The sequence below is a fragment of the Methylobacterium sp. E-065 genome (assembly GCF_022829605.1).
GTDB lineage: Bacteria > Pseudomonadota > Alphaproteobacteria > Rhizobiales > Beijerinckiaceae > Methylobacterium.
The window spans coordinates 61600-81911 of the sequence record NZ_JAKSYD010000068.1; the positions used below are offsets into that span (position 1 = coordinate 61600).

The following is a 20312-nucleotide window of genomic DNA, read 5'->3' on the forward strand; positions in this document are numbered from 1 at the left end:
CTTCGGGTGGGGCGCCGCACGGCGTTCACAGACGGCTCGCCGACAGCGGGACGCCGCATGCGATCAGGGATAGTTTAGAGCTGGTACAGGGTTTGCGGCGACATCCCTGCAAGACGCAGGAGATGGCGATGCAGACCACGGCGCCGATACGCCCGTCTCAAGCCCCGGCGGGGCTTCACACCCAGGCGAACGCCCTTCTGCTGTCCGAGGCGGCACCCAGGCCTGGCGCCGGCCAGCGCCCGCTGCTCGACGGATTGACCGAAGGCGAGCTTGCCCTCGTCATGGAGAAGGGGCGACGCCGTGTACTCTACCGCGGCGCGACCCTGTTCACGCAGGAGACGCCGAACGACGGGATCTGGATCGTCGAGAGCGGCCGCATCCGGGTCTTCTACGCGGCGCCTTCCGGTCGCGAGATCACGCTGGCCTACTGGTACCCCGGCAACTTCGTCGGCGGTCCCGACGTATTTGGCACCGGCCTTCACAAGTGGTCGGGCATGGCGGCAAGCAATTCCAGTGTGCTACACCTGCCGGGCAAGGCCCTCAAGCAGCTCGTGACGCAGATCCCGACGCTGGCGATCGGGGTCATCGACGGCCTGACCTTTAAGGGCCGCTGCTACTCGACCCTAGCCCAGATGCTCGGGACTCGCTCAATCACTGAGCGTCTCGCCCATCTCATCCTGCACCTGTGCGATCTCTACGGCGTGCCGGAGGAGGACGGGACCGTAATCGCGGCGACCTTTACCCACGCCGACCTCGCACACATGGTCGGCGCCACCCGGCAATGGGTAACGATCAGCCTGAAGCGCCTTTCGGAGCAAGGGGTCGTTGCGACACGGCGCACGCAGATCGTCGTGCTGCGCCCTGAGATCCTAGCGCAGATGCGTGGTGGCGAGGAATGCGCTTAAATCCGAAGCTTCCCGCTCAAATCGACAGCACATCCGGGCCGACACAACCTTTTTGCGCAACTAATCGACCCGCGCGCGCTCTCAGTGTTTGATCGAACTCGTCTCCAAGTCCGATCATGCCCTCGATGTCGTTGCGGCATCGGACCGACATGACGGAGCGGGCGATGGCAAGACGGTTCCCCGGGCTCGGATCAGTATCCGCTCTCGCGCTTCTCGCACTCACCGGCACCGGGATCGGTACGCCGGCCCGCGCTGAGACCCTGACTGTCGGCATCGGTACGCAGGACACGACGACCAACACCGCGACCGTGGGGGTGGTTATCCGACAGCTCAAGCTGCTCGAGAGGTACCTGCCCAGGACCGGGAAGTATGCCGACAAGACCATCCAGCTCGACTGGCAGAACTTCACCTCGGGGCCGCCGGTCACGAATGGCATGATGGCCGGCAAGCTTCAGTTCGGCGCCATGGGCGATTACCCGTTGGTCGTCAACGGCGCCACCTTCCAGAACAATCCCGAGAGCAAGTCGCAGCTGATCGCGGTCGCGGCGTACAACCTCTACGGTTCCGGCAATGGCATCGTCGTCAACAAGGACTCCGAATACTTCTCCTTCGAGGATCTGAAGGGAAAGGTAGTCAGCGTGCCTTTCGGTTCTGCCGCCCACGGCATGGTTCTGAAGGCGCTACAGGACAAGGGCTACCCAGCCACCTACTTCCGCCTCGTGAGCCAGAGCCCGGAGGTCGGTTCGACCAACCTTCAGGAGAAGAAGATCGACGCGCACGCCGATTTCGTCCCCTTCGCCGAGCTGCTGCCGTTCCGCGGCTTCGCCCGTAAGGTGTTCGACGGTGTCGAGACCAAGCTGCCGACCTGGCACGGCGTCGTCGTGCGCACCGATTTCGCCAAGCAATACCCCGAAATCGTCGAGGCCTACGTCAAGGCGGTGCTCGACGCCGACGCCTGGGTCAAGGCAGACCCGAAGCGCGCCGCCGAGCAGATCGCGACGTGGACCGGCACCGACAAGGAGGTGGTATACATCTTCCTCGGGCCCGGTGGGATCATGACCATCGATCCCACAATCAAGCCGCAGCTGATCGACGCCGCACGCGAGGACGTGAAGGTCCTGCAGAAGCTCGACCGGATCAAGGAGTTCGACGTCGGCCCGTGGGTCGACGACGCGTATCTGCGCAAGGTCTTCGCCGAGCGCAGTCTCGACTACGAGCAGCAGCGCGCGAGCACCGCCAACTACGAGGTAAGCGGCGAGGACACGTTCTGCAAGAAGCCGATCACCGAGCCGCGTAAGGCCGGCGAGATCTGGGTGAAAGGCGGCGCGATACAGCCCTATTCCAGCGCCGCCTGCACGCTCGGCGCGCTGAACGAGATGAAGACTAAGGGGCAGCCCGTCGACGTCGCCTACGTCTTCGACACCGCCCGCGGCATCAAGCTGTTCGCTCGCGAGGCCTTCTACGTGGTCGACAGCAAGGGCGGCATCGCGCCCTTCCTGCTGAAGCAGGATGCCGAAACCGCGGCTCAGGGCGGCGGCAAGGTGATGCCCTACGACGAGGCCCTCAAGACCGCTGTGACGGGAGGCTAGACCCTTATGGAAGCTGTCGCCCTCCGGTCCACCGCCGAGCCCGAGCCGCCGCGAACGGCGACCCTCGCGCCGCCGTCCGCGTCTTCCCAACCCACGACCGGCCGCACCCGCCGCTGGCTTCGCCTGCACCATGGTGAGTTCCGCGCCGCGCTGATCGGGCTCGCGTCGCTCATCCTGTTCGTCGCCCTCTGGCAGTATCTGACTGCCAACCGCGTCACCTTCTACGTGCGGTTCCTGAACATACCCACGCCGATGGACGTCGTGGGCCGGGCGGTGATCGCTCTGCACAACCCGGTCTTCGGCGACCACGTACTCATCTCCTGCCGCCGGATCCTGTTCGGCTTTCTCCTGGCCGGCGGTGTCGCCGTCCCGCTCGGCCTCCTCATGGGCCGCTATCACCTCCTGCGCGAGATTGCCTTCCCGATCTGCGAGGTGCTGCGGCCGATCCCGGCCATCGCGTGGGTTCCGATGGCGATCATGCTCTGGCCGACGAACGAGGGATCAATCATCTTCATCACCTTCCTCGGCTCGTTCTTCCCGATCCTGATCAACACCCTCCAGGGCATGGTGCAGGTCGACCCGGTGCTGGTGCGTGCCGCCCGGTGTCTCGGAGCCAGGGAAATAGCGGTGTTCCGCGAGGTCTACCTGCCAGCCTCATTGCCGCAGATCTTCACCGGGCTGACGGTCGGCATGGGCGTGGCCTGGGTCTCGCTGATCGCCGCCGAGATGATCTCCGGCCAGTTCGGCATCGGCTACTTCACCTGGGAGGCCTACTCCCTGGTCCAGTACCCGGACATCGCGCTTGGCATGATCACGATCGGGCTGCTCGGGCTCGGCTCGAGCTTCGCGATCCGGCTCGTCGGCCGCCTCGTCATGCCCTGGGCTTCCGCCCGGTAGGATACCCGACGACCGCGCCTCCCTCCGTGGTGCGTCACCTCACGCGGCGGATACCCGCCCCCATCAATCGAGGAGCCTGCCATGCCCGAGCCGAGCCGGGGCCTGATCGAGGTCCGCGACTTCTGCCTGCGGTACGAGACGATGGAGGGCGCCGTCGAGGCCGTCTCGAATACGTCACTCACGGTGCAGCCCGGCGAATTCGTATCGATCATCGGCCCATCCGGTTGCGGGAAGTCGACGTTGCTCAACGCCCTGGCCGGTTTTCTCAAGCCATCGTCGGGACGGGTGACCGTCGACGGTGAGGCGATCTCGGGGCCAAGCGCGGACCGGGGCATGATCTTCCAGCAGTACTCACTCTTCCCGTGGAAGACGGTGCGCGAGAACGTCGAGTTCGGCCTGAAGATGAAGGGACTCAGGCGCGGCGAACGCGAGCGACAGGCGCGCACGCTCCTAGGCCTCGCCGGTCTCACGCCGTTCGAGAACCACTACCCCGACCGGCTGTCAGGGGGGATGAAGCAGCGCGTCGGAATCGTGCGTGCGCTGGCCACCGGTCCGCGCATCCTCCTGCTCGACGAGCCGTTCGGTGCCCTCGACGCGCAGACTCGGCTGATCATGCAGCAGATCCTCACCAACATGTGGCAGCGCCTGAAGATCTCGGTGCTCTTCGTGACCCACGACATCGACGAGGCGATCTTCCTCTCCGACCGCGTCTACGTGATGACCGCCCGTCCCGGGAGCATCAAGGCCGAGATCGTGGTGCCGCTGCCCCGCCCGCGGCAACCGGCCCTGACCCTGACGTCCGAGTTCCTGGGCCTGCGCCGGGGACTCATGTCGCTGATCCGCGAGGAGAGCATCCGCGCGATGGGCGGGGAGGTCAGCGCCGAGGCGATGAAGGGCCTGTCCATCGATGTCGAGGGCCAGGATCTCGCCGCGCTGCTCTGAGCTCCGCGCCAACGGGTGAAACCATGACCTACGTCGTCACCGAGAACTGCATCCGCTGCAAGTACACCGACTGCGTCGAGGTCTGTCCGGTCGACTGCTTCTACGTCGGTGACACCATGCTGGTGATCAACCCGGACGAATGCATCGACTGCGGCGTGTGCGAGCCGGAGTGCCCGGCCGACGCCATCAAGGCCGATACGGAGCCGGAAACGGCAGGCTGGAAGGCCTTCAACGCCAAGTACGCCGACCTCTGGCCCAACATCACCGAGAAGACCGAGCCGGCCGACGACGCGGCGGCGTGGGACGGCCGCGACGGCAAGCTGCTCGAAGCGTTCGGGAATGCGGATCCAGCGGCCGCCTGAGTGAGGACGAAAGAGTCATGAGCAAGTTCCACGAGGAGCGCGTCCTGTCGGTCCATCACTGGACCGACAACCTGTTCTCGTTCCGCACCACCCGTGATCCCGCGTTCCGCTTCCGCAACGGCGAGTTCACCATGATCGGCCTGGAGGTCGAGGGACGCCCGCTGCTGCGCGCCTACTCGGTGGTCTCGGCCAATTACGAGGAGGAGCTGGAGTTCTTCTCGATCAAGGTCCAGGACGGGCCGCTGACCTCGAAGCTCCAGCACCTCAAGGTCGGCGACCCGATCATCATCGGCAAGAAGCCCACCGGCACGCTGGTGCTCGACAACCTGCTGCCCGGCCGGCACCTCTACCTGCTCGGCACCGGCACGGGGCTGGCGCCGTTCCTGTCGATCATCAAGGATCCGGAGACCTACGACCGGTTCGAGAAGGTCGTGCTGGTCCACGGCTGCCGGCAGGTGCAGGAGCTCGCCTACGGCGAGACCATCACGGAGACCCTGCCCCAGCACGAGTTCCTGGGCGAGATGATCGCGCAGCAGTTGATCTACTACCCGACCGTGACCCGCGAGCCGTTCCGCAACCGCGGCCGGATCACCGACCTGATGGTCTCGGGCAAGTTGTTCGAGGATATCGGCCTGCCGGACATGGCGATCGAGGCCGACCGCTTCATGCTCTGCGGCAGCCCCGACATGATCCGCGACACCCGGAAACTCCTGACCTCCCGCGGCTACGAGGAGGGCAACCACGGCGAGGCGGCCCACTACGTAATCGAGAAGGCCTTCGTCGAGAAGTAAGGGAGCCCGGACCTCGTGCGACTCCCTCACGTGACACGCACGCAGGCCGGACGGCTCTTCCTCCTCGCCACGGCGACGGGCTGGGGCCTGAACTGGCCGGTGCTCAAGCTGGTCCTTCAGGACTGGCCGCCGCTGTTCGCGCGGGGCGTCGCCGGTCTCATTGCGGCCTCCGGACTGGGCCTCCTCGCCTACGGGCGCGGCGAGCGCCTGACGGTGCCGCGCGCGCTTCTCGGACGGCTCGGCCTCGCCGCCGCGATCAACGTCTTCGCCTGGATGGGTTTCACCGGTCTGTCCCTGAGATGGCTCACCGTACCGGAAGGGGCGCTGCTGGCGTACTCGATGCCGATCTGGGCCGTGCTTCTCGCCTGGGTTCTGCGCGGCGAGCGTCCGGACCTGCGCGGGTTCGCGGCCCTCGCTCTCGGCATCCTCGGGATCTGCGTCCTCGTCGACGGCACCGGCACCGGCCAGATCCTCCGGAAGGCGCCGGGCATCGCCCTCGCCCTGGCCGCGGCTATCCTGTTCGCGCTGGGAACGGTCCTCGAGCGAAGGCCGATCGACTTGCCACCGATCGCCCTCACCGCGTGGCAGGTCGGGCTCGGCTGCCTGGCGATGACGCTGATCAGCTTGTTCACCGAGGCTTCCGACATCAAGGGCCTGAGCCTGCCGAGCCTGGCCGGCATAAGCTACATGGCAATCGGCCCGCTCGCGCTCTGCTACCTTAGCTGGCAGGCCGCCCTACGCCGGCTGCCGACCAGCATGGCGACCACGGGCATGCTGTTGGTGCCGATTATCGGCACGGCCGCGGCTGCGCTGGTGCTACATGAGACGATCGGATCTCGACAGATGCTCGCCTTTGTCCTGACGCTGAGCGGCGTCGGCCTGGCTCTGCAGAGGAAGGTGGTGCCAACGTCCCCAACGGCCTGCGCGTCGTCGAGCGCGGGCCTGGTACGCTGACGCGCTGATGCACGCGGACGAGCGAGACGTCCGCTTCCGGGAAGCACTTCATTGCGGCAGGATGTCCGGGTTGGGCGCAAAGCCGAAGGTCCGCTTTTAGGTACTGAGGCAGCTTGGCTTTTCAAATGAACCGCATCCATTTGTTCTATGCGGTGGCCCCTGCTCAAGCGGCTAAGGTTGTCTCAAAAATTTAATGTTTTACCTCTAAATGCTCTACAACATTGTATCGACCGATCTCAGTCCGGCTGCTCGATTCGGGCTGCGATCGATCCTCTAAAGGAGTTTTCACTTGAGCCGTTGACTCATCACAAAATTGGAACAACGTTCGCAGCCTTGACATTAGGATAATTATCCGGTACTGCTAGCCCTGTCGCGCACCCTGGGCGACTGAAAGCACTTGCGATGACGTCGAGTTACCTCGCGCCAAGGCCGCCTGCTTGGTGTGCCCTTGCCACCGCGATCAGCGCGGCCCCAGCGCAAAGCATCTTCCCCCTCGCAAGGCGGCCTCCGGGCCGCCTTCGTCGTTTCTGGAGCCTCAGTATGTCCAATCAGCAGCCTAAACCAACCAGCACCAGCAGTAGCCGGGGTCAACCGCCAAAAGCCGTCAAGCTTGGTGAGCCTGCGGGCAGCTTGCAGCCCGTGGCCAATGCTGCTGCGGCAACGCCATCGACGCCCACGGCTCCGGTGACATCGACCACCCTTACCCAGCCAGTCTCAGGACCATCCGAGCCGCCGGCCGGCGATACCAACGTGCTCGGCACCTGGGACGCGATCAGGTCGGGTTCGCTCGTGTTGGCCACCACCGGGCCGATGGAGGGTTGGTTCGAGTCGCTCGTCGTTGCCACCCGCGCCGACGAGCGGTTCTCTCTGCGCTGGCGTGACTGGCCCGAGGAGCCCGAGTTCACCCGCCGCCGCGACGAACTCGCCCTGCTCCACCCAGCGACCGATCCGCAGGGCTGAATGCCTCACCCATAGCAATGAAGTAGAAGGATTTCCGATGACCGATGGTAGCGACCTCGAACGTTTTCAAATCACTAGGCCGGCGCTGCTAGTTGCTTCCCCACCTGAGCTAAGGCCGCCCAGCCCTTGTGTTTGTCTTGACGCGAAATTAGCGACCGCTCTTAAGGCAGTCGCTACCCTGGAGGGGGCTGACCTAGAGGCGGTGCTCGTTATAGCTGAGGCGAGCCGCCCCGGTGTAAGGCTCGCTTTGCGTGCCGCTTTTGAGGCTGAGGCACACCGCTACGTCCATCTCGCGCGCAGCGCATTCGCCGCCGCTGACCGACTGATCGCCGATCCCGTTGCTTCGAGTGCCCTTGAGGGAACGTACGTAGCTAAACCGTTTTCAGAACAAAGAGCGAACGGCCCGAGTGATGTGCTATCGATATGTCCGGCCGATCCGGCAGTCACGCCGCCGGGCTGCATTGCGACCCTCAATGATGCCTTCCGCCGGAGTCTCTCTGGCGGCCGGATCGTACTGAGTGCCGGGGTCGCAGCGCTACCGAGTGTGGCCCGCGCCGCGCTGGTGGCGGCTGTGCGCGGCTCCGACTGTTTCGACGCCGACGATGATCCACACGGCGAGCACGACTTCGGCGCTGTCACCGTCGCAGGCTATCGCTGCTTTTGGAAGATCGACACTCACGACCTCAGCCTGCGCTGCGCCTCGCCTGACCCGACTGACCCGGCGGCGACGGTCCGCGTGCTGACCATCATGCTGGCTGAGGAGTATTGAGATGGCCGGGGGGCGCGAGCTACCAGCCGCCGCCATCCCGACCCCCGGCCCCTGGCTGGTACGCGGCACGGCCGAAGCGGATGCCGCCCCGGCGGAACTCATGCTCGGCGTCGAGCCTGCGACGGCCGAGCTCGCGGGCGGCTGGCCGTACTTCATTCGCCGGAACCGCCCGGTCGAACCCGGCAGCTGCCCCCGACACATCGCGGTCGGGATCCAGCGATTGGCCGACGCCCGGCTAATCGCTGCCGCACCGAATCTGACCGCAGTGCTGCTGCGGTTGCTGATCTCACCTGGCCTGACGACTCGCGACCTCGACCCACGCACTCCCGACGCCGTCACCGCCGGCTGGGACTTGCTAATCGCGGTCGCCCCACACTTGGAGATCGGCCGGTGACGCTGGCTGGGCTGCCGCACATCAGCTTGGCTGGGTGCCGCCTCTTGGCAGCACCATGGCCGCTCGGCTGTTCAGTCGCGCTTCGGCCGGCGCCCAGCGCGCAGCGGTGCGGGGCGAGCCGCCCCCGGCACCGGGGCGACGAACAGGTCGGCGACCGGTACGGACAGGGCTTGCGCCAGGGCTTCGAGCGTCGAGACGGTCACGTTCTCCGAACCCCGCTCGACCCGCCCGACATACGCGCGGTCAATACTGGACGCGAGCGCCAGCCGCTCCTGAGACAGCCCCTGCGCAACCCGCAGCCGCCGCAAGTTCCACCCAATGATCGCCCGCGCCTCCATAGGACGAGCAAGCCCGACGCGCGGCTTGACAATCGACGGACTGTTAGTCCCCAATTTGCTGGACGGGAGGGGGCGCGATGGGCAGGAGCATGAGCATAACGATGCGTGGTGTGAGGCGGTGTGTAGTCGGTCGCCGCGGACCACGGGGTGGTGGCGATGGATCACCAGCAGGGAAACGCCCCGCTGCTGTCGCCATCCTCATCGTTGCTGTGTTGGTCGGTGGGCCGTCTTCATCATCGGCCCAGCCCACGATGGGGGCAGCTGCACAGGCTCTACCTGCTGAGGCATCGCGAGGTTGCCCGCCGTCGCTGGCGAACCCGGCGTTGGTGGACATCGCCGGACGAGTTGCGCGTAAGCTCGCCGGGCAGGTGGCCAGCTTCGACACGCGGACGGCCCTGGTTCTAGCCCGCCGCGAGGTGAACGCGAGCGCCCGGCTTGAACTGCCGGGGGCCGCGTATGCCGCAAGCCGTGACGATCTAGCCCGCCTCGACCGGACGACGGTCGCTGCCTGCTGGCCCCAACTGGCAGCCGTACTGGCGGGCGCGCGCGAACCGACACCTGCCGCTGCCACACCAACGGCTCCAAGCACGGGCATGCAGCGCTACGAGGCGCAACGCGCACAGATGGCCGAGCGGCACCGCGCCAACCGCGAAGCCGCCCAGGCGCGCGCGGACGCGTTGCAGGTCCGAGAGGAGGCGATTAACGCCGGGGTCGCGGCCAGGGCTGAGGCGACCCGGCGCCAGCAAGCCGAACTCGCGCTGCGCGAGCGCGAGGAGGCGGCGCGCGAACTCGCCCGGCAGCAACAAGCTCGCGCCGACCAAGAGCGCGAACGGCAAGCCGACCTCGTGGCGGCGCGCGCCCGCGCCGACGCACTTCAGGCCGAGGCGGCAGCCCAGCGCGTGGTAAGCGAGCGGGAGGCGGCGGTCGAGCGCGAGAGGCAGGCCCGGCAGATCCGTGAGCAGCAGGAGACGCTGGCCAGGGCCCAGTCGGACGCCCAGGCTCGCTATGCCACCGAGGCGCAGTCGCGCCAGCTCACCACGGAGATCGACCGGCTAGATACCGAGCGGCGCACCGCGGCGCAGGCCGCCGAGCGTGCCAAGCGGCCCGAGTGTCGCGAGTCCGACCGGGTCGCCCAGGAGGAAGCAAAGGCGCTGCAGAAGGCCGGCATCACCGTGCCCGACATTGCGGTGAAGCTGAGCGCGGGGATGCGTGTCGAGGCCTGCGCGGCGGCCCGCCGGGCCTTCACCGCGGCCGAGCATATGCGGGTCACGGCCGCCCGCTGCGAGCTGCTGGAGGCGATCCCCTTCAATCAGCTCGCGAGCGAGTTGCGCGACCTCATCCTCGACCAGGGCTGCTGAGGCGTCTCACACGAACAATCAGACGGGAAGGAGCACCGGGGTGCCAGACTGGTACTACGAACGCGCCGGTACGCGGGCCGGGCCGGTCGATGAGGCGGAGATGCACCGGCTGCTCGCCGCCGGCACGATCACCCGAGCTACCCTGGTTTGGAACGCCGGCCTCGGGCCGAATTTCGTGCCACTCGGCGAGACGACGCTGGCTCCCCCCGCGACTGAACCGCCGCCGCTACCGGCCAGCGCGGTGGACGACACGCTGGCCTGGGTGCTGGTCGCGATCCCGCTGGGGGCGGCGCTGCTGGAACGGGCGATGGGGTGGACGAGCACCTCGCTGTGGGGTTGGCCGCTTGCCGTCTTTCTAGCCAACGTCGCGGTCAGCGTGCTCGACGAGCGGCGAGTTATCCGCAGCGGTGTTAGCGACCGCACGATCCGCCTCGGCGCCTGGGTCTGGCTCGTCCCGGTGTACCTCTACCAGCGAGCGCGGGCGCTCAAGGGCCCACGGTACTACGTCTGGGCTTGGCTGGCCTCGTTCGCGGCTTCGCTGTTCGTCGGGGGTGAAGCGGGCTCGCTGCTCGACGGTGAGACCTACCTCGGCACCGGCGTGCCGGCTTGTGACAGCCGTTTCGAGATTCGACAGGTGCGGCAGCTGTTCGACGGGCTCGATGCAGCGAAGGCTGCGGGTATCGCGTCGAGCGGCGTGACCAGTGCCCGTGAACTCGGCGCCGCGGGTGAGGTGCGCACCTGCGCCGCGCAGATCGGTGCCTCGAACGGGCAAGCCTACACGGTCGTCTACACCGTCGAGCGCAGCGCCGAGCAGATCGTGACCAACATCCAAGTTCGATAGGAAGGGCGGAGCGTGATGGACGTGATGCGCTAGTATGGTCACCTCTCCGGCGAAACCCGATAAATCTGCCTCCGCGAACAACCGACGGCCTGCGCGATAGCGACCGGGGAAAGGCTGTCTGCTTGGAGCATCCGAATACGTTTGCCACGGCGGCGGCGCTGGCCGTCGGTGTAAACGCCGGTTGCCTGTGCCCGCGCGATGCCTTCGCGCATATTTCCTTTGATGAAGCGCCGTTCCACTGGAGCGAACCTGCCAAGCACGGTCAGAACGACATGCCCCAGATCCCCGCGTGCCGGGCCATGTGGGCCGAGCACAGTGACGAACGCCCCGCGCTACTCTGCCTTGTGAATCAGATTGAGCACATCCCGGGTGTCGCCCCCAGTCGGTTGCGGCGAGTGACAACCAGTTCGTTGCCAGGGCTTAGGACAGCGAGGACGGTTGCGAGTTCACGTCGGCCCTCGTGCAAGGCGCCCCTAGCTTTCTCGACGCGAATGACGCCGCAGCCCTCGGCATGAGCCGGGCGACTTGACCGTCGAAATCTTAGTAAATGGTGCTATCGTAGTCGTACGTCATGAGGGTCATGTGTCACCTCAGGCTGTAGGCCCGAGGCTACCGCGTCACAGATAGTCGCCGTCAGCCTAAATGTTACGATGCGCGGCGTCGCCAGTGTTACGTCCCATCGGGTATACCCAGGTGTGCTCGCTCGTGCTGGCAGGTCAGAAACGCGCCATTTGCAGACTTTCGCGGTCGGCTTGCCCAAGTTCCGCTCTCGGGGCATAATCGGACAACGTTGCAATCCGAGATTAGCCCCAGCGGCCGCAATGCACTGCCGTTCGGACACGTCAATCAGGCGTTGTCCGGCGTGCAAACCTTGCACCTAGTCAGCTTGGCGACCGGTTCTAGTCGGTCGCTGCGAAACGTTCGCGGTGCCGATCGGATGTTGGCATCGCCCTGCGCTGAACCAAGGTTGCCATGTCGTCCTAGCGCGGTCGTCGATCCCGGACGACTTCAGGTTAGCGGTTGATCCGGCAATCCTGACTTCGGAACCGGTCGAGCTGGCATAGACGCAGCATTTGGACTCAATTCCGCACCGTCCAGTTCCGTGGGCGGTCTCGCCGATTTTTGTTCGGGATGAGCCTTTAAGATCGATGATTTCAGCTTCGAGATGCGCTCGTCGATGAGTTCGGCTGACACATCGACCTGCAGGCGCTCCTGCACGAACGCCAGTCTGCTCTCGCATTCCCTGATCAGTTCGGCCCAGGATTTCACCCAGACGCGGTGATTGGGCTTGTCCAGGAACAGGCCGAAGGGACGGTCCTTTTGGGTAATCCGCTCGGTGACGACCGGATCGAGCTCACTGCTGACGAGGTAGAAGTTCCAGAACGTCGATGCGTTCACGAAATCCGGCTGGCTGAGGATCGCGTTCACATAATCCTCCAACTGGTCGAGCTCCTTTCGCCCGACGACGAGCGAGGGCCTCTTCAGCTCCACGAGCAGGTAGTCCCGATGGTGGCGATCCGCATGCGGTACCACGCGGCCCATGAAGCAATCGGCCCGTCCGGTCTTGCCGTCCGGCTTGCGGCCCTTCGTGCCTTTGGCGCGCTTGAGGGCAAGGTCGTCCGAGACGCGGTTCATGATCTTCGTCAGACCGGCTTCCGGCATCGTGAAGTGAAAGCGCTCCCCGAAGATCCAGGTGGCATCGCGGATCAGGTTGTCGAGTTCGCCGCGCTCCTTGATCGTCCGCCGGTGCTTCGGCTCGAAGACGATCTCGCGCAGCACCTTTAGGGTCACGATCCGGTCTGCGATCAACGTGGACGTCGAGATGATCGCGCCGAGCTCGGTCTTGTCGAGGAGGCTTGAGAACTCGTCCTGCCGAACCTTCGGTAGGTTAAAGACGGCCCGCAGGATGCGCGAGACAGACTCGGGGTTGTGGCTCACCGCCTCGCGCAGCAGCCCGAGCGTGATCTTCTTGAGCGGATTGTCCGCCTTTTTAAAATCGCGCGAGTAGGACGAGACCGCGTGGGTCGCGATCTCGAACACCTCCCTCTCGCGCCGTTCGACCTCGTCGCGTGGATCACCCTCGTAGGGATAGACCCCGGCGTCCTTGAGGTCCTGTATGAGTTCACCGGACTTCTCCGCGTGCCGCGTGCGGAAGTAGTCGCCGACCTCGTCGCGGATGTATTCCAGGATGCGGGCGAAATCGGGGTCGGTCAGCCCTTCGGCTTCCAGGAGGTTGGCATGCGCGACCTCCTGGAAGAAGGGGCAGTAGGCGTAGACCGAGAAATCGAAGCCGGGGGCCGTCACGTTCGCCGGCTGCGAGCCCAGCACCACGCCGCTCTCGCCGCCGAAGTACAGCTTTCGGCTGCCGACCCCCGGCTTCCACTCGATGACCTTCAGGGCGAGGTTCCTCACGGTCCGCCCCGGGCAGACGATGGCCTTGGTCTCGATCGCGTGGGTGCGCAGGATCGTGGCGGCCGGATCGACCGGCTGGCCGTCGTAGAAGATAGTCGTGTCCGGATACTGCAGAACGTAGGGCGCGAAGGTCGCGCCGAAATCGGCCCGCGCCTCGCTTCCGGTCAACCAATCGAACGTTCCCTTGAGCGGGGCGAGCTCTACGGTTGTGCCGGTCGGCGTCTCGGGAGGGGCGTCGCCGAGCTCCGTGATCTTGCTGGTGTGGAGCCTGTCGGCGCCGATCTCGATTGAAAGCTTGAGGCGCTTCCCGTCGTCGCCGTAGACCGTGGTCCAGAGGGCCTTCTGCGCCAGCGAAAAGAACCTGAAGCGCCCCTGGCCCTCCTTGCCGTGCACAGCATGGGACAGGATGGCCGTCCGGTTCGCGGCGAGCTTCCAGGAATCCCCGAGGCTCTCGAAATCGTGCTGCGCCCGCGCTTTTGAGATGCCAGTACCGTTGTCGCGAACGAGGATGCTCTCAAGGCCGCCCAGGGCGTTACGGACGAAGTCGACGGAGACCTCGGTCGCGTCGGCGTCCAACGCGTTCCAGACGAACTCCCCGAGCGCCTTGACGTAGTCGCGGGTCGCAGCGACCTTCCTGAGGTGATCGTGCTTCGCCTTCAGCGTCAGAACGATCATTGAGCGTCCTCCGGGGTATGACGACGCCGGGGCGGACCCTCTTACGGGGTCAGGGAAGCGCGGGCTCGCGGCGACCGGTGGTAGCAAGGGCGCCCGAGCCGAAGCAACTCAAGAGCCTTCCGGCGCCAGGCCTTGGATCGGCGCCGGGCAGTTCATCAACATGATATGAGAGATGACCGCGCTGCCCGCCTATCAATGCCATCCGATAGGGACCGACCAGGGCTTCCCGCTAGAACGCTTTGTGCCTAGTTTGTTCTAGTTCGCAGTATGGATCAGATCTGATGGCGTTGGACCCAACCTTGCTGAGCACTGCCCTGATCGCGGGGGGCACGCTGGTCGGCGATGCGACCATCAAGGAGATGACCAAGGACGCATATCAGGCCCTCAAGGGGAAGGTAGGAGACCTTTTCGGACGCCGCGCCCTCAAGGCCACGGACAAGCTGGAGGCCGCCGACACCCGCGACGAGGGAAAGGCGGAATTGGCGCTGGCTATTCCCGATCTTCGTCCCGACGAAGCCGACGAGATACGACCGGTGCTGCAAACCTTCCTCGACGCGATGGGCCAAGACGGGGCAGCCCGGGAGGGTCTCGCCCACGCCAGGATCGCGCTGGACCTCGACGTCGGTGGCAACGTGCTGATCGACAACGTCCAGGATGCGCGGGAAATCGGCGTCCGATCCCGGTCGGATGGCGACTTCACCTTCAGCAATGTCAGGATGGATACAGGCAACCGCTCGGGAAACTGAGCGGCGCGCCGTGGGACCAGCACGGCGCGCGAAATCGAGTATCCGAGCAGGTCGTCCAAAACACCGCGATCAACAACCGGTCGGGACGCGATGCCATCTTCGCGCTGGCCGGCAGTTCGCTGACGTACGCGGCGGTCGATCACGATGCCCTCGCGACGCTGCTCGCCGAGAAGATGCGGCTGGCCGCGCCGTCCGGGCTGTCGAGCATCGCCCCGAGCGACGGTCCGCCCTCGTCCGATCCGCTCGGGCAACTGCTCGATCGGCAGATCGATAGGCTTCGCGACCGCGCCCACGCGATTGATCCTGCCGAGGCCCTGCAGGACTTTCTGCACCTGCTGGACGAACTGCCCCCGGCGGCCAGTGGCACCATCCGTTTCCGCGTTAAGGCGAACATCGGTCATCGGTACCTCGCGCTCGACGACGGCGAGAGCGCCAGCCGCTGGTTGCTCGAAGCCTTCGAAGAGGCGCCCACGGATCAGCGAGCCGTGGCCAACCGCGCGCTCGCCTATTTTGTCCGCGGCGAGGTACGGGCTGCCTACGACTTCGCTGCCGAGGAACTGCGGCGGGACCCGACGAACAAAACACTCGCCTCTTACCTACCTCAGTTTGCCGTGCGGCTTCCCGAGATTGAACGCCCGCTTGCCGATGTCCCGGAAGGCATCCGCGGATGCGAGGAAGTCGCGGCCGGGGAAATTGCCTTCCATCGTGGGCGCGAGAGCCGCCCGATCTGGTGGGAATTGGCCCGTCGCGGCCTGGACCTGTTCCCGACCTCGAAGCATTTGGCGTTCGTCCGCGCTCTGGCGGACATCGACGAAATCAGCCGCGACGAGCGCGTTCAGCGAACCCATCTACCGACGGAGGACCAACGTCGGCGCCTCCAATCTGGCGTTGAGGTGCTTGATGCGCACTGGACGACGGTTCGGTTCAGCCTGAGAAGCCGCTTCGAGAACGGCGTCGAGGCGTTGGTGGGTGCCATGATCGCCCATCACATCCTCAGCGACACTAAGAAGGCGGTCGAGAGGGCGACGCAGATCGCGGATGCCGGCTTCGTAGAGCACGACGTGCTCCTGAACGCAGTTATGGTCGCGCTCGCGAACGGGGCCATGGAACTCGGACGCCGCCTGATCGACCGCCTTCCCGACGACCCTGACTTAGCCTTCCATGCGGGCTACATCGACGTGCAGGACGGGCGGTGGGACCTGGCGGCCGAGCGTTTTGCGGTCGCGAACGTTCCGGACTTCGAGCGACCGGTGGTCGACGCCATCTGCCGCTTGGCGAAGGTGAGAGCACGAACGGCGGATGCGCCCGCCCTCGAAGATCTCCTGACCGAATTCGCACATAGCCCTCGGGCGCTCGTGCTCGTTTCCCGCGTCGCGACCGAGACCGGCGATGTCGCCTTGGCCGAGCGCGCCTATAGGGATGCGCTCGCCTGCGTGGATGCCGACACGCACATGGCCGGCCGATTGATGGTGGCTAGCCTTGCGCGTGACCTCGGCATCCCGTCCGACATCATCGAGTTGCTGGACGGCAACGTCCCGGCCCGGGGATACGAGCGGGAGAACGCGTGGCTTGCCATCGCGCACGCGAACGAGCGGCCACATCGTTCCAGAAACCTGCGGTTCTTCGAGGGACTACCGGCTGCGGTCCGGGCAAGCCATGAGATAGCGCGGGCGCATGCCAGCATCCTGCTGGATCTCGACAAGGTGCCCGACGCGCTGGCCCTGCTGCGTCGCCTGCGCGCCGCGGAGGAAGACGATACCTACGTGACGCTCCGTCTCGTCGAGGCAATGCGACGCTCCGGCCAGGCGAAGGCCGCCCGCAAGCTTCTTAGGTCGGTGCCACTGCAACGGATGAAGGGGGCACCCGAGCACGCGATGACGCTGATTTCGCAGGTTGCCGCGGCCGGGAGTCGTGACGAGGCCTACGCGGCGGCTTACGAGCTCGTCAGGAGGCACTCCGATCGCCCCGACATCGCCCTGGGATACGTCGGCCTCGGGCTTCTCCGGGATGGGGGACCGGGCTTCCGGATGAAGGAAGCTGGCCCAGGCGCCTTCATCGCGCTCGAAGGACCCACGGGGGCACGCCGATCCTTTGCCATCGACGACGGACCCGAGTTCTTCGGCATTCCCGTCGAGACGCCCGGCAGCCCTATCGCGAGGCTTGTCGCAGGCAAGCGGCAGGGCGCTACGTTCGAGATCCCGAAAATGGGAGGCGACCCCGAGACATGGACGGTCGCGTCTGTCCACGGGAAGTACCTTCAGCTCCACCAGCGGATCATGGAGGAATTCGAGATCAGGTTTCCCGGGACGCCGGGGCTGTCGCGGTTCACGATGCCGGAAGGCGACGTCTCGGCGGCGCTGGCGATGGTCCGCAGGTCTGCGGAGCATAACGAGCGAACCGCTAGGCTCTACGTCGATCAGTATCTGCCGCTAACAGTGGTGGCTCGTGCGCTCGGAGGCGATCCGGTGGGCTTCGCGCAGTACGTGAGGACGCTCGGCGCACACGTCACCACCTGCACCGGCGACGGCAAAGAACGAGAGGTGGCCTGCGCCACGGCGCTAGCGGCGCGCAGGCGCGGCGCGGTCCTGGATCCCTACACGGCGTGGATCGCCGGGGAGATGGACCTGCTGCCGACGCTGAAGTCCTGGTTCGGAATGCTTTACGCTCCCGCTTCCTGCATCCGCATGATCGAGCGCATGATCGAGAAGCAGCGCCAAGGAATTGGCCACCGCCAGATGACGATGTCGTGGCACGAGGGTCAATTCTACCGGGAGGAGATCGACGACGATTTTCTCCGCTCCCAGATCGCGGTGCTTGAGGCAGGTCGGGACAAGATCGTCGCGGCGTGCGAGGTCCGCTCGGTTCTGGTTCCGGACGAGACGTCCGAAGTCGCCGACACGATGCTGGAAATGGCCGGTTCGAGCTTTCTCGACGCGGCTTTCCTCGCGCAGGAACACGGCGTGCCCTTGCTCTCGGACGATGCACGCTACCGTTCTTGGGCCACGGCGGCGACCGGGTGCGAAGGCGTCTGGATGCAGGGGGTCTTGATGACCGCGGTCGAGACCGGCGCGCTTCCTTTGGCCGCCTATGGCACGGCCCTAGTCGGCTTGGCGGCCCGTCAGCATTCCTTCGTGTCGCTCAAGGGCGATGCCCTCCACGAAATCTGCCGGCAGGACGACGACCGGCTATGCCGCCTCAAGGCTGCCCTGAAGTATATCGGGGGGAGCGGCGCGGAGATGACCTCCCACCTCATGGTGGTCGTCGAGTTCCTCGAGGCGGTTTGGGACTACCACGGCGACCTACCGATCCTGAGAAGGAAGGCAGCGACGGGCTTGGTGTTCGAGGCATTCCTCCGGGGCCGGCGGGAAGACTGGCTCGACTGGCTGCGGCGCCTCGTCCACTACGCCCCGAGGACGGTCGCCTTCAGAGGTTACCTGCGAGATTGGCTTCGGGGGCACTTCATCCAAGTCTAGCAATTGACCGGTTCAAAGGCGTGATCGCGCTCCGCCAGCCGACGGACCGTCAAGTTCCCTTGACCGTGGATAGCTTCTGCTTCCGGATGCAAAGCAGTCCTTCAAGTGTTCGATGCGCGAGGTCCGCAAAGGGTCAAATGCTGCCGGCAGGCTGGCGGAGTTTATCCAGATCGAACGATGGCAGCTTGCGGATAGCGGCGGCTTTGGCCTTCAAGGTGACGTCGCCGTAGCTCTCCGCAACCGTGCGCCCGGCATGGCCCATGATCGCGTTGTAGACGCGCGGGTTGATCTCGGCCTCCTCACAAATCGTCGTGAAGAGGTGCCGCCACCCATGATTCGGCTGGACATTCGGGTCGGGCACGATGGGCCGGACGAACTCCCGCATCCGGTTCAGCAGGCCGGCGAGCGGGCCAAGGACATCGCCGCCTTTGCCGGGCGTGAGGAAGAGCGGCCCCTCGACGCTCGCTGCGACGAAGGCAGGAAAGCCAAGCTCGACCAGTTGCTGGTGCAGCACCACGTCCCGCGCCTCGTCGGTCTTCACCGTGCCGGCCTCAGGTGTGATCTTGATGACCCAAAGATCACCCTCGCGGCGAAGGTCCTGCCGCCTCAGTTGGCCCATTTCCCCGACCCGCGCACCGCTGAAGGCACAGAGCCATGGGAGCCAGCGCTTCGCGGCGGCCGTGCGCAGGTTCTCTTGCTTACCGGCGACGTAGTGCAGCGCGGCCGAGAGGATCGCGTGAATCTCGGCTTCGACGAACCCCTTCGCCCGAACGCGCTGCCTCTTGCTGACCTTGATCGTCAGCCCGGCTGCCGGATTCGCCGGAAGCTTGCGATTGATCACCGCCCAACCGAACAACGTCTTCAGCGCAGCGAGATCGCTGTCCTTCACCGTCTTGGCCGACGGCGCCTTGCCGGTGAGTTTTGACGGTGTAGCCAGCCGATGGACCTTGAAGGCAACGATGTCCTCCGCCGTCACCCGTGTGGCATCGTCGTGCTTGAGGAAAGCTACGAGGTAGCGGACAGTTTTCTCATAGCTCTCATAAGTACTTGGCTTCCGACCGGCACCCTTCGCCTCCCGCCACCATGCTTCAAAGAGGCCCGTGAGACTTACAGCGGCGTCCGGGCGCGATGATGAGACAGCGGGGAAGCGTTGCTGTGCGGGATCTGGAGAATAATCCCCCAAGGCTGCTCGCTTTAACCGCCCACCGGCAAGAAGTGAGGCTTCCCCGATCTGAAATAATAGCTTCCGGCGGCTGTTCGCCGTCACTTCATAGCCGTGACGCGCTAGAACCCACATGGCTAAATCGCCGAAGCGACGCTCAAGACTTTTTACGTTGTCACCGGGGGGGAGCCTCTCGACCGCATCGAGAAGATCAGGACCACGATCAACGCCGAAATGTCCATGGGCAGCGTGGTGATCAAGCATAAAATCGCGCCACGAAGCGGACGGCGGATTGGAAACTCGTCCTTCGATAGCTGCCCACGTGAATGCTTTCCAAGCCTCCCAGTGTTCAGGTTCGCCTGGATTGCTTTTGAAGCTTTCAAAGAGCAAATTATAAACTTGCCCAGCCAGAGCGATAATTTCCATATGCGTCAGTTCGATTGGACCAGCTAGAACGCCTGCAAACAACGCGTCCAGCTGTGCGTTGACCGCGGCCGCGCGAAGCTTCCCACCGCTACTATCAGCTATCCTCAACGAGAAGCTTATCGTCGGTCGGATTGTAACATTGACAATCGCCGCGGCGGCTCCGCCTACCTTTGGAAGCTGAACCGGGTAGACGCGACCCTCGGCCTTGGCCAACACCACCTTCGACACGCGGCGCTGATACTGGTCATTCCTGGAGTCGCGGCGTTTCGTCGCAGTGGTCATTCGCAGGCCCATCAGGCGTGTACCCCGGTGATGTAT

General features: G+C 65.2%; 17 protein-coding genes. 14 read left to right on the forward strand and 3 right to left on the reverse strand.

From position 1 onward, the window contains the following. The first annotated feature begins 128 nt into the window (after nt 1-128). The 10 genes from MKK84_RS06635 (at nt 129) to MKK84_RS06680 (ending at nt 8563) form a co-directional block, all read left to right on the forward strand. Nucleotides 129-905, forward strand: coding sequence for a Crp/Fnr family transcriptional regulator (locus MKK84_RS06635; protein WP_243917830.1), 777 nt, complete (start codon nt 129-131; stop codon nt 903-905). Nucleotides 906-1069: 164 nt separating this feature from the next. After that, nucleotides 1070-2494: an ABC transporter substrate-binding protein gene (locus tag MKK84_RS06640; protein WP_243917832.1), complete on the forward strand. Its 1425-nt coding sequence runs from the start codon at nt 1070-1072 to the stop codon at nt 2492-2494. Nucleotides 2495-2500: 6 nt separating this feature from the next. Next, nucleotides 2501-3391: an ABC transporter permease gene (locus tag MKK84_RS06645; protein ID WP_243917834.1), complete on the forward strand. Its 891-nt coding sequence runs from the start codon at nt 2501-2503 to the stop codon at nt 3389-3391. Between the two features lie 81 nt (nt 3392-3472). Continuing rightward, entirely contained in the window at nt 3473-4333 is an 861-nt protein-coding gene (locus MKK84_RS06650; protein ID WP_243917836.1) for an ABC transporter ATP-binding protein, read from the forward strand. Between the two features lie 23 nt (nt 4334-4356). Next, a complete protein-coding gene (gene fdxA, locus MKK84_RS06655) occupies nt 4357-4695 on the forward strand; it encodes a ferredoxin FdxA (RefSeq protein WP_243917838.1) in 339 nt (112 codons plus the stop codon). Between the two features lie 17 nt (nt 4696-4712). After that, nucleotides 4713-5486: a ferredoxin--NADP reductase gene (locus MKK84_RS06660; RefSeq protein ID WP_243917840.1), complete on the forward strand. Its 774-nt coding sequence runs from the start codon at nt 4713-4715 to the stop codon at nt 5484-5486. Between the two features lie 30 nt (nt 5487-5516). Then, nucleotides 5517-6440, forward strand: coding sequence for a DMT family transporter (locus tag MKK84_RS06665; protein ID WP_243917842.1), 924 nt, complete (start codon nt 5517-5519; stop codon nt 6438-6440). Nucleotides 6441-7190: 750 nt separating this feature from the next. Beyond that, a complete protein-coding gene (locus MKK84_RS06670; RefSeq protein ID WP_243917844.1) occupies nt 7191-7400 on the forward strand; it encodes a hypothetical protein in 210 nt (69 codons plus the stop codon). Between the two features lie 247 nt (nt 7401-7647). Continuing rightward, nucleotides 7648-8169, forward strand: coding sequence for a DUF3768 domain-containing protein (locus MKK84_RS06675; protein ID WP_409566456.1), 522 nt, complete (start codon nt 7648-7650; stop codon nt 8167-8169). A 1-nt stretch (nt 8170) separates the two neighbouring features. Further along, nucleotides 8171-8563: a hypothetical protein gene (locus tag MKK84_RS06680; RefSeq protein ID WP_243917846.1), complete on the forward strand. Its 393-nt coding sequence runs from the start codon at nt 8171-8173 to the stop codon at nt 8561-8563. Nucleotides 8564-8634: 71 nt separating this feature from the next. Here the strand turns inward: MKK84_RS06680 and MKK84_RS06685 are convergent, their stop codons facing one another. Next, the gene (locus MKK84_RS06685) at nt 8635-8901 is read right to left on the reverse strand and encodes a helix-turn-helix domain-containing protein (RefSeq protein ID WP_243917848.1); all 267 of its coding nucleotides are present in this window, start codon (nt 8899-8901) and stop codon (nt 8635-8637) included. 323 nt (nt 8902-9224) lie between these two features. Here MKK84_RS06685 and MKK84_RS06690 point away from each other — a divergent pair, with 323 nt between their 5' ends. Beyond that, nucleotides 9225-10259 (forward strand): hypothetical protein, encoded by a 1035-nt coding sequence (locus MKK84_RS06690; RefSeq protein WP_243917850.1) that lies wholly within the window; start codon nt 9225-9227, stop codon nt 10257-10259. Nucleotides 10260-10299: 40 nt separating this feature from the next. Further along, nucleotides 10300-11100 carry a DUF4339 domain-containing protein gene (locus MKK84_RS06695; protein WP_243917852.1) on the forward strand — a complete coding sequence of 267 codons (801 nt, stop codon included), beginning with the start codon at nt 10300-10302 and terminating at the stop codon, nt 11098-11100. Between the two features lie 1008 nt (nt 11101-12108). Here MKK84_RS06695 and MKK84_RS06705 read toward each other — a convergent pair. Continuing rightward, on the reverse strand, nt 12109-14187 hold the full coding sequence (locus MKK84_RS06705; RefSeq protein WP_243917854.1) for an ATP-binding protein: 2079 nt from the start codon (nt 14185-14187) through the stop codon (nt 12109-12111). Nucleotides 14188-14468: 281 nt separating this feature from the next. Between MKK84_RS06705 and MKK84_RS06710 the strand changes: the two genes are divergently transcribed. After that, nucleotides 14469-14933, forward strand: a complete 465-nt coding sequence (locus MKK84_RS06710; protein WP_243917857.1) for a hypothetical protein — start codon at nt 14469-14471, stop codon at nt 14931-14933. A 173-nt stretch (nt 14934-15106) separates the two neighbouring features. Beyond that, nucleotides 15107-18406: a tetratricopeptide repeat protein gene (locus tag MKK84_RS06715; RefSeq protein ID WP_243917859.1), complete on the forward strand. Its 3300-nt coding sequence runs from the start codon at nt 15107-15109 to the stop codon at nt 18404-18406. A 133-nt stretch (nt 18407-18539) separates the two neighbouring features. Here MKK84_RS06715 and MKK84_RS06720 read toward each other — a convergent pair whose 3' ends face one another. Next, a complete protein-coding gene (locus MKK84_RS06720; protein WP_243917861.1) occupies nt 18540-20276 on the reverse strand; it encodes a tyrosine-type recombinase/integrase in 1737 nt (578 codons plus the stop codon). Nucleotides 20277-20312 lie beyond the last annotated feature (36 nt).

What these genes read in the sequence shown, in the direction of transcription:
- MKK84_RS06640 (WP_243917832.1), top strand. Translation starts at nt 1,070, where the DNA reads ATGGCAAGACGGTTCCCCGGGCTCGGATCAGTATCCGCTCTCGCGCTT.
- fdxA (WP_243917838.1), top strand. Translation starts at nt 4,357, where the DNA reads ATGACCTACGTCGTCACCGAGAACTGCATCCGCTGCAAGTACACCGAC.
- MKK84_RS06705 (WP_243917854.1), bottom strand. Translation starts at nt 14,187, where the DNA reads ATGATCGTTCTGACGCTGAAGGCGAAGCACGATCACCTCAGGAAGGTC.
- MKK84_RS06645 (WP_243917834.1), top strand. Translation starts at nt 2,501, where the DNA reads ATGGAAGCTGTCGCCCTCCGGTCCACCGCCGAGCCCGAGCCGCCGCGA.
- MKK84_RS06715 (WP_243917859.1), top strand. Translation starts at nt 15,107, where the DNA reads ATGCGGCTGGCCGCGCCGTCCGGGCTGTCGAGCATCGCCCCGAGCGAC.
- MKK84_RS06710 (WP_243917857.1), top strand. Translation starts at nt 14,469, where the DNA reads ATGGCGTTGGACCCAACCTTGCTGAGCACTGCCCTGATCGCGGGGGGC.
- MKK84_RS06660 (WP_243917840.1), top strand. Translation starts at nt 4,713, where the DNA reads ATGAGCAAGTTCCACGAGGAGCGCGTCCTGTCGGTCCATCACTGGACC.
- MKK84_RS06650 (WP_243917836.1), top strand. Translation starts at nt 3,473, where the DNA reads ATGCCCGAGCCGAGCCGGGGCCTGATCGAGGTCCGCGACTTCTGCCTG.
- MKK84_RS06685 (WP_243917848.1), bottom strand. Translation starts at nt 8,901, where the DNA reads ATGGAGGCGCGGGCGATCATTGGGTGGAACTTGCGGCGGCTGCGGGTT.
- MKK84_RS06635 (WP_243917830.1), top strand. Translation starts at nt 129, where the DNA reads ATGCAGACCACGGCGCCGATACGCCCGTCTCAAGCCCCGGCGGGGCTT.
- MKK84_RS06680 (WP_243917846.1), top strand. Translation starts at nt 8,171, where the DNA reads ATGGCCGGGGGGCGCGAGCTACCAGCCGCCGCCATCCCGACCCCCGGC.
- MKK84_RS06720 (WP_243917861.1), bottom strand. Translation starts at nt 20,276, where the DNA reads ATGACCACTGCGACGAAACGCCGCGACTCCAGGAATGACCAGTATCAG.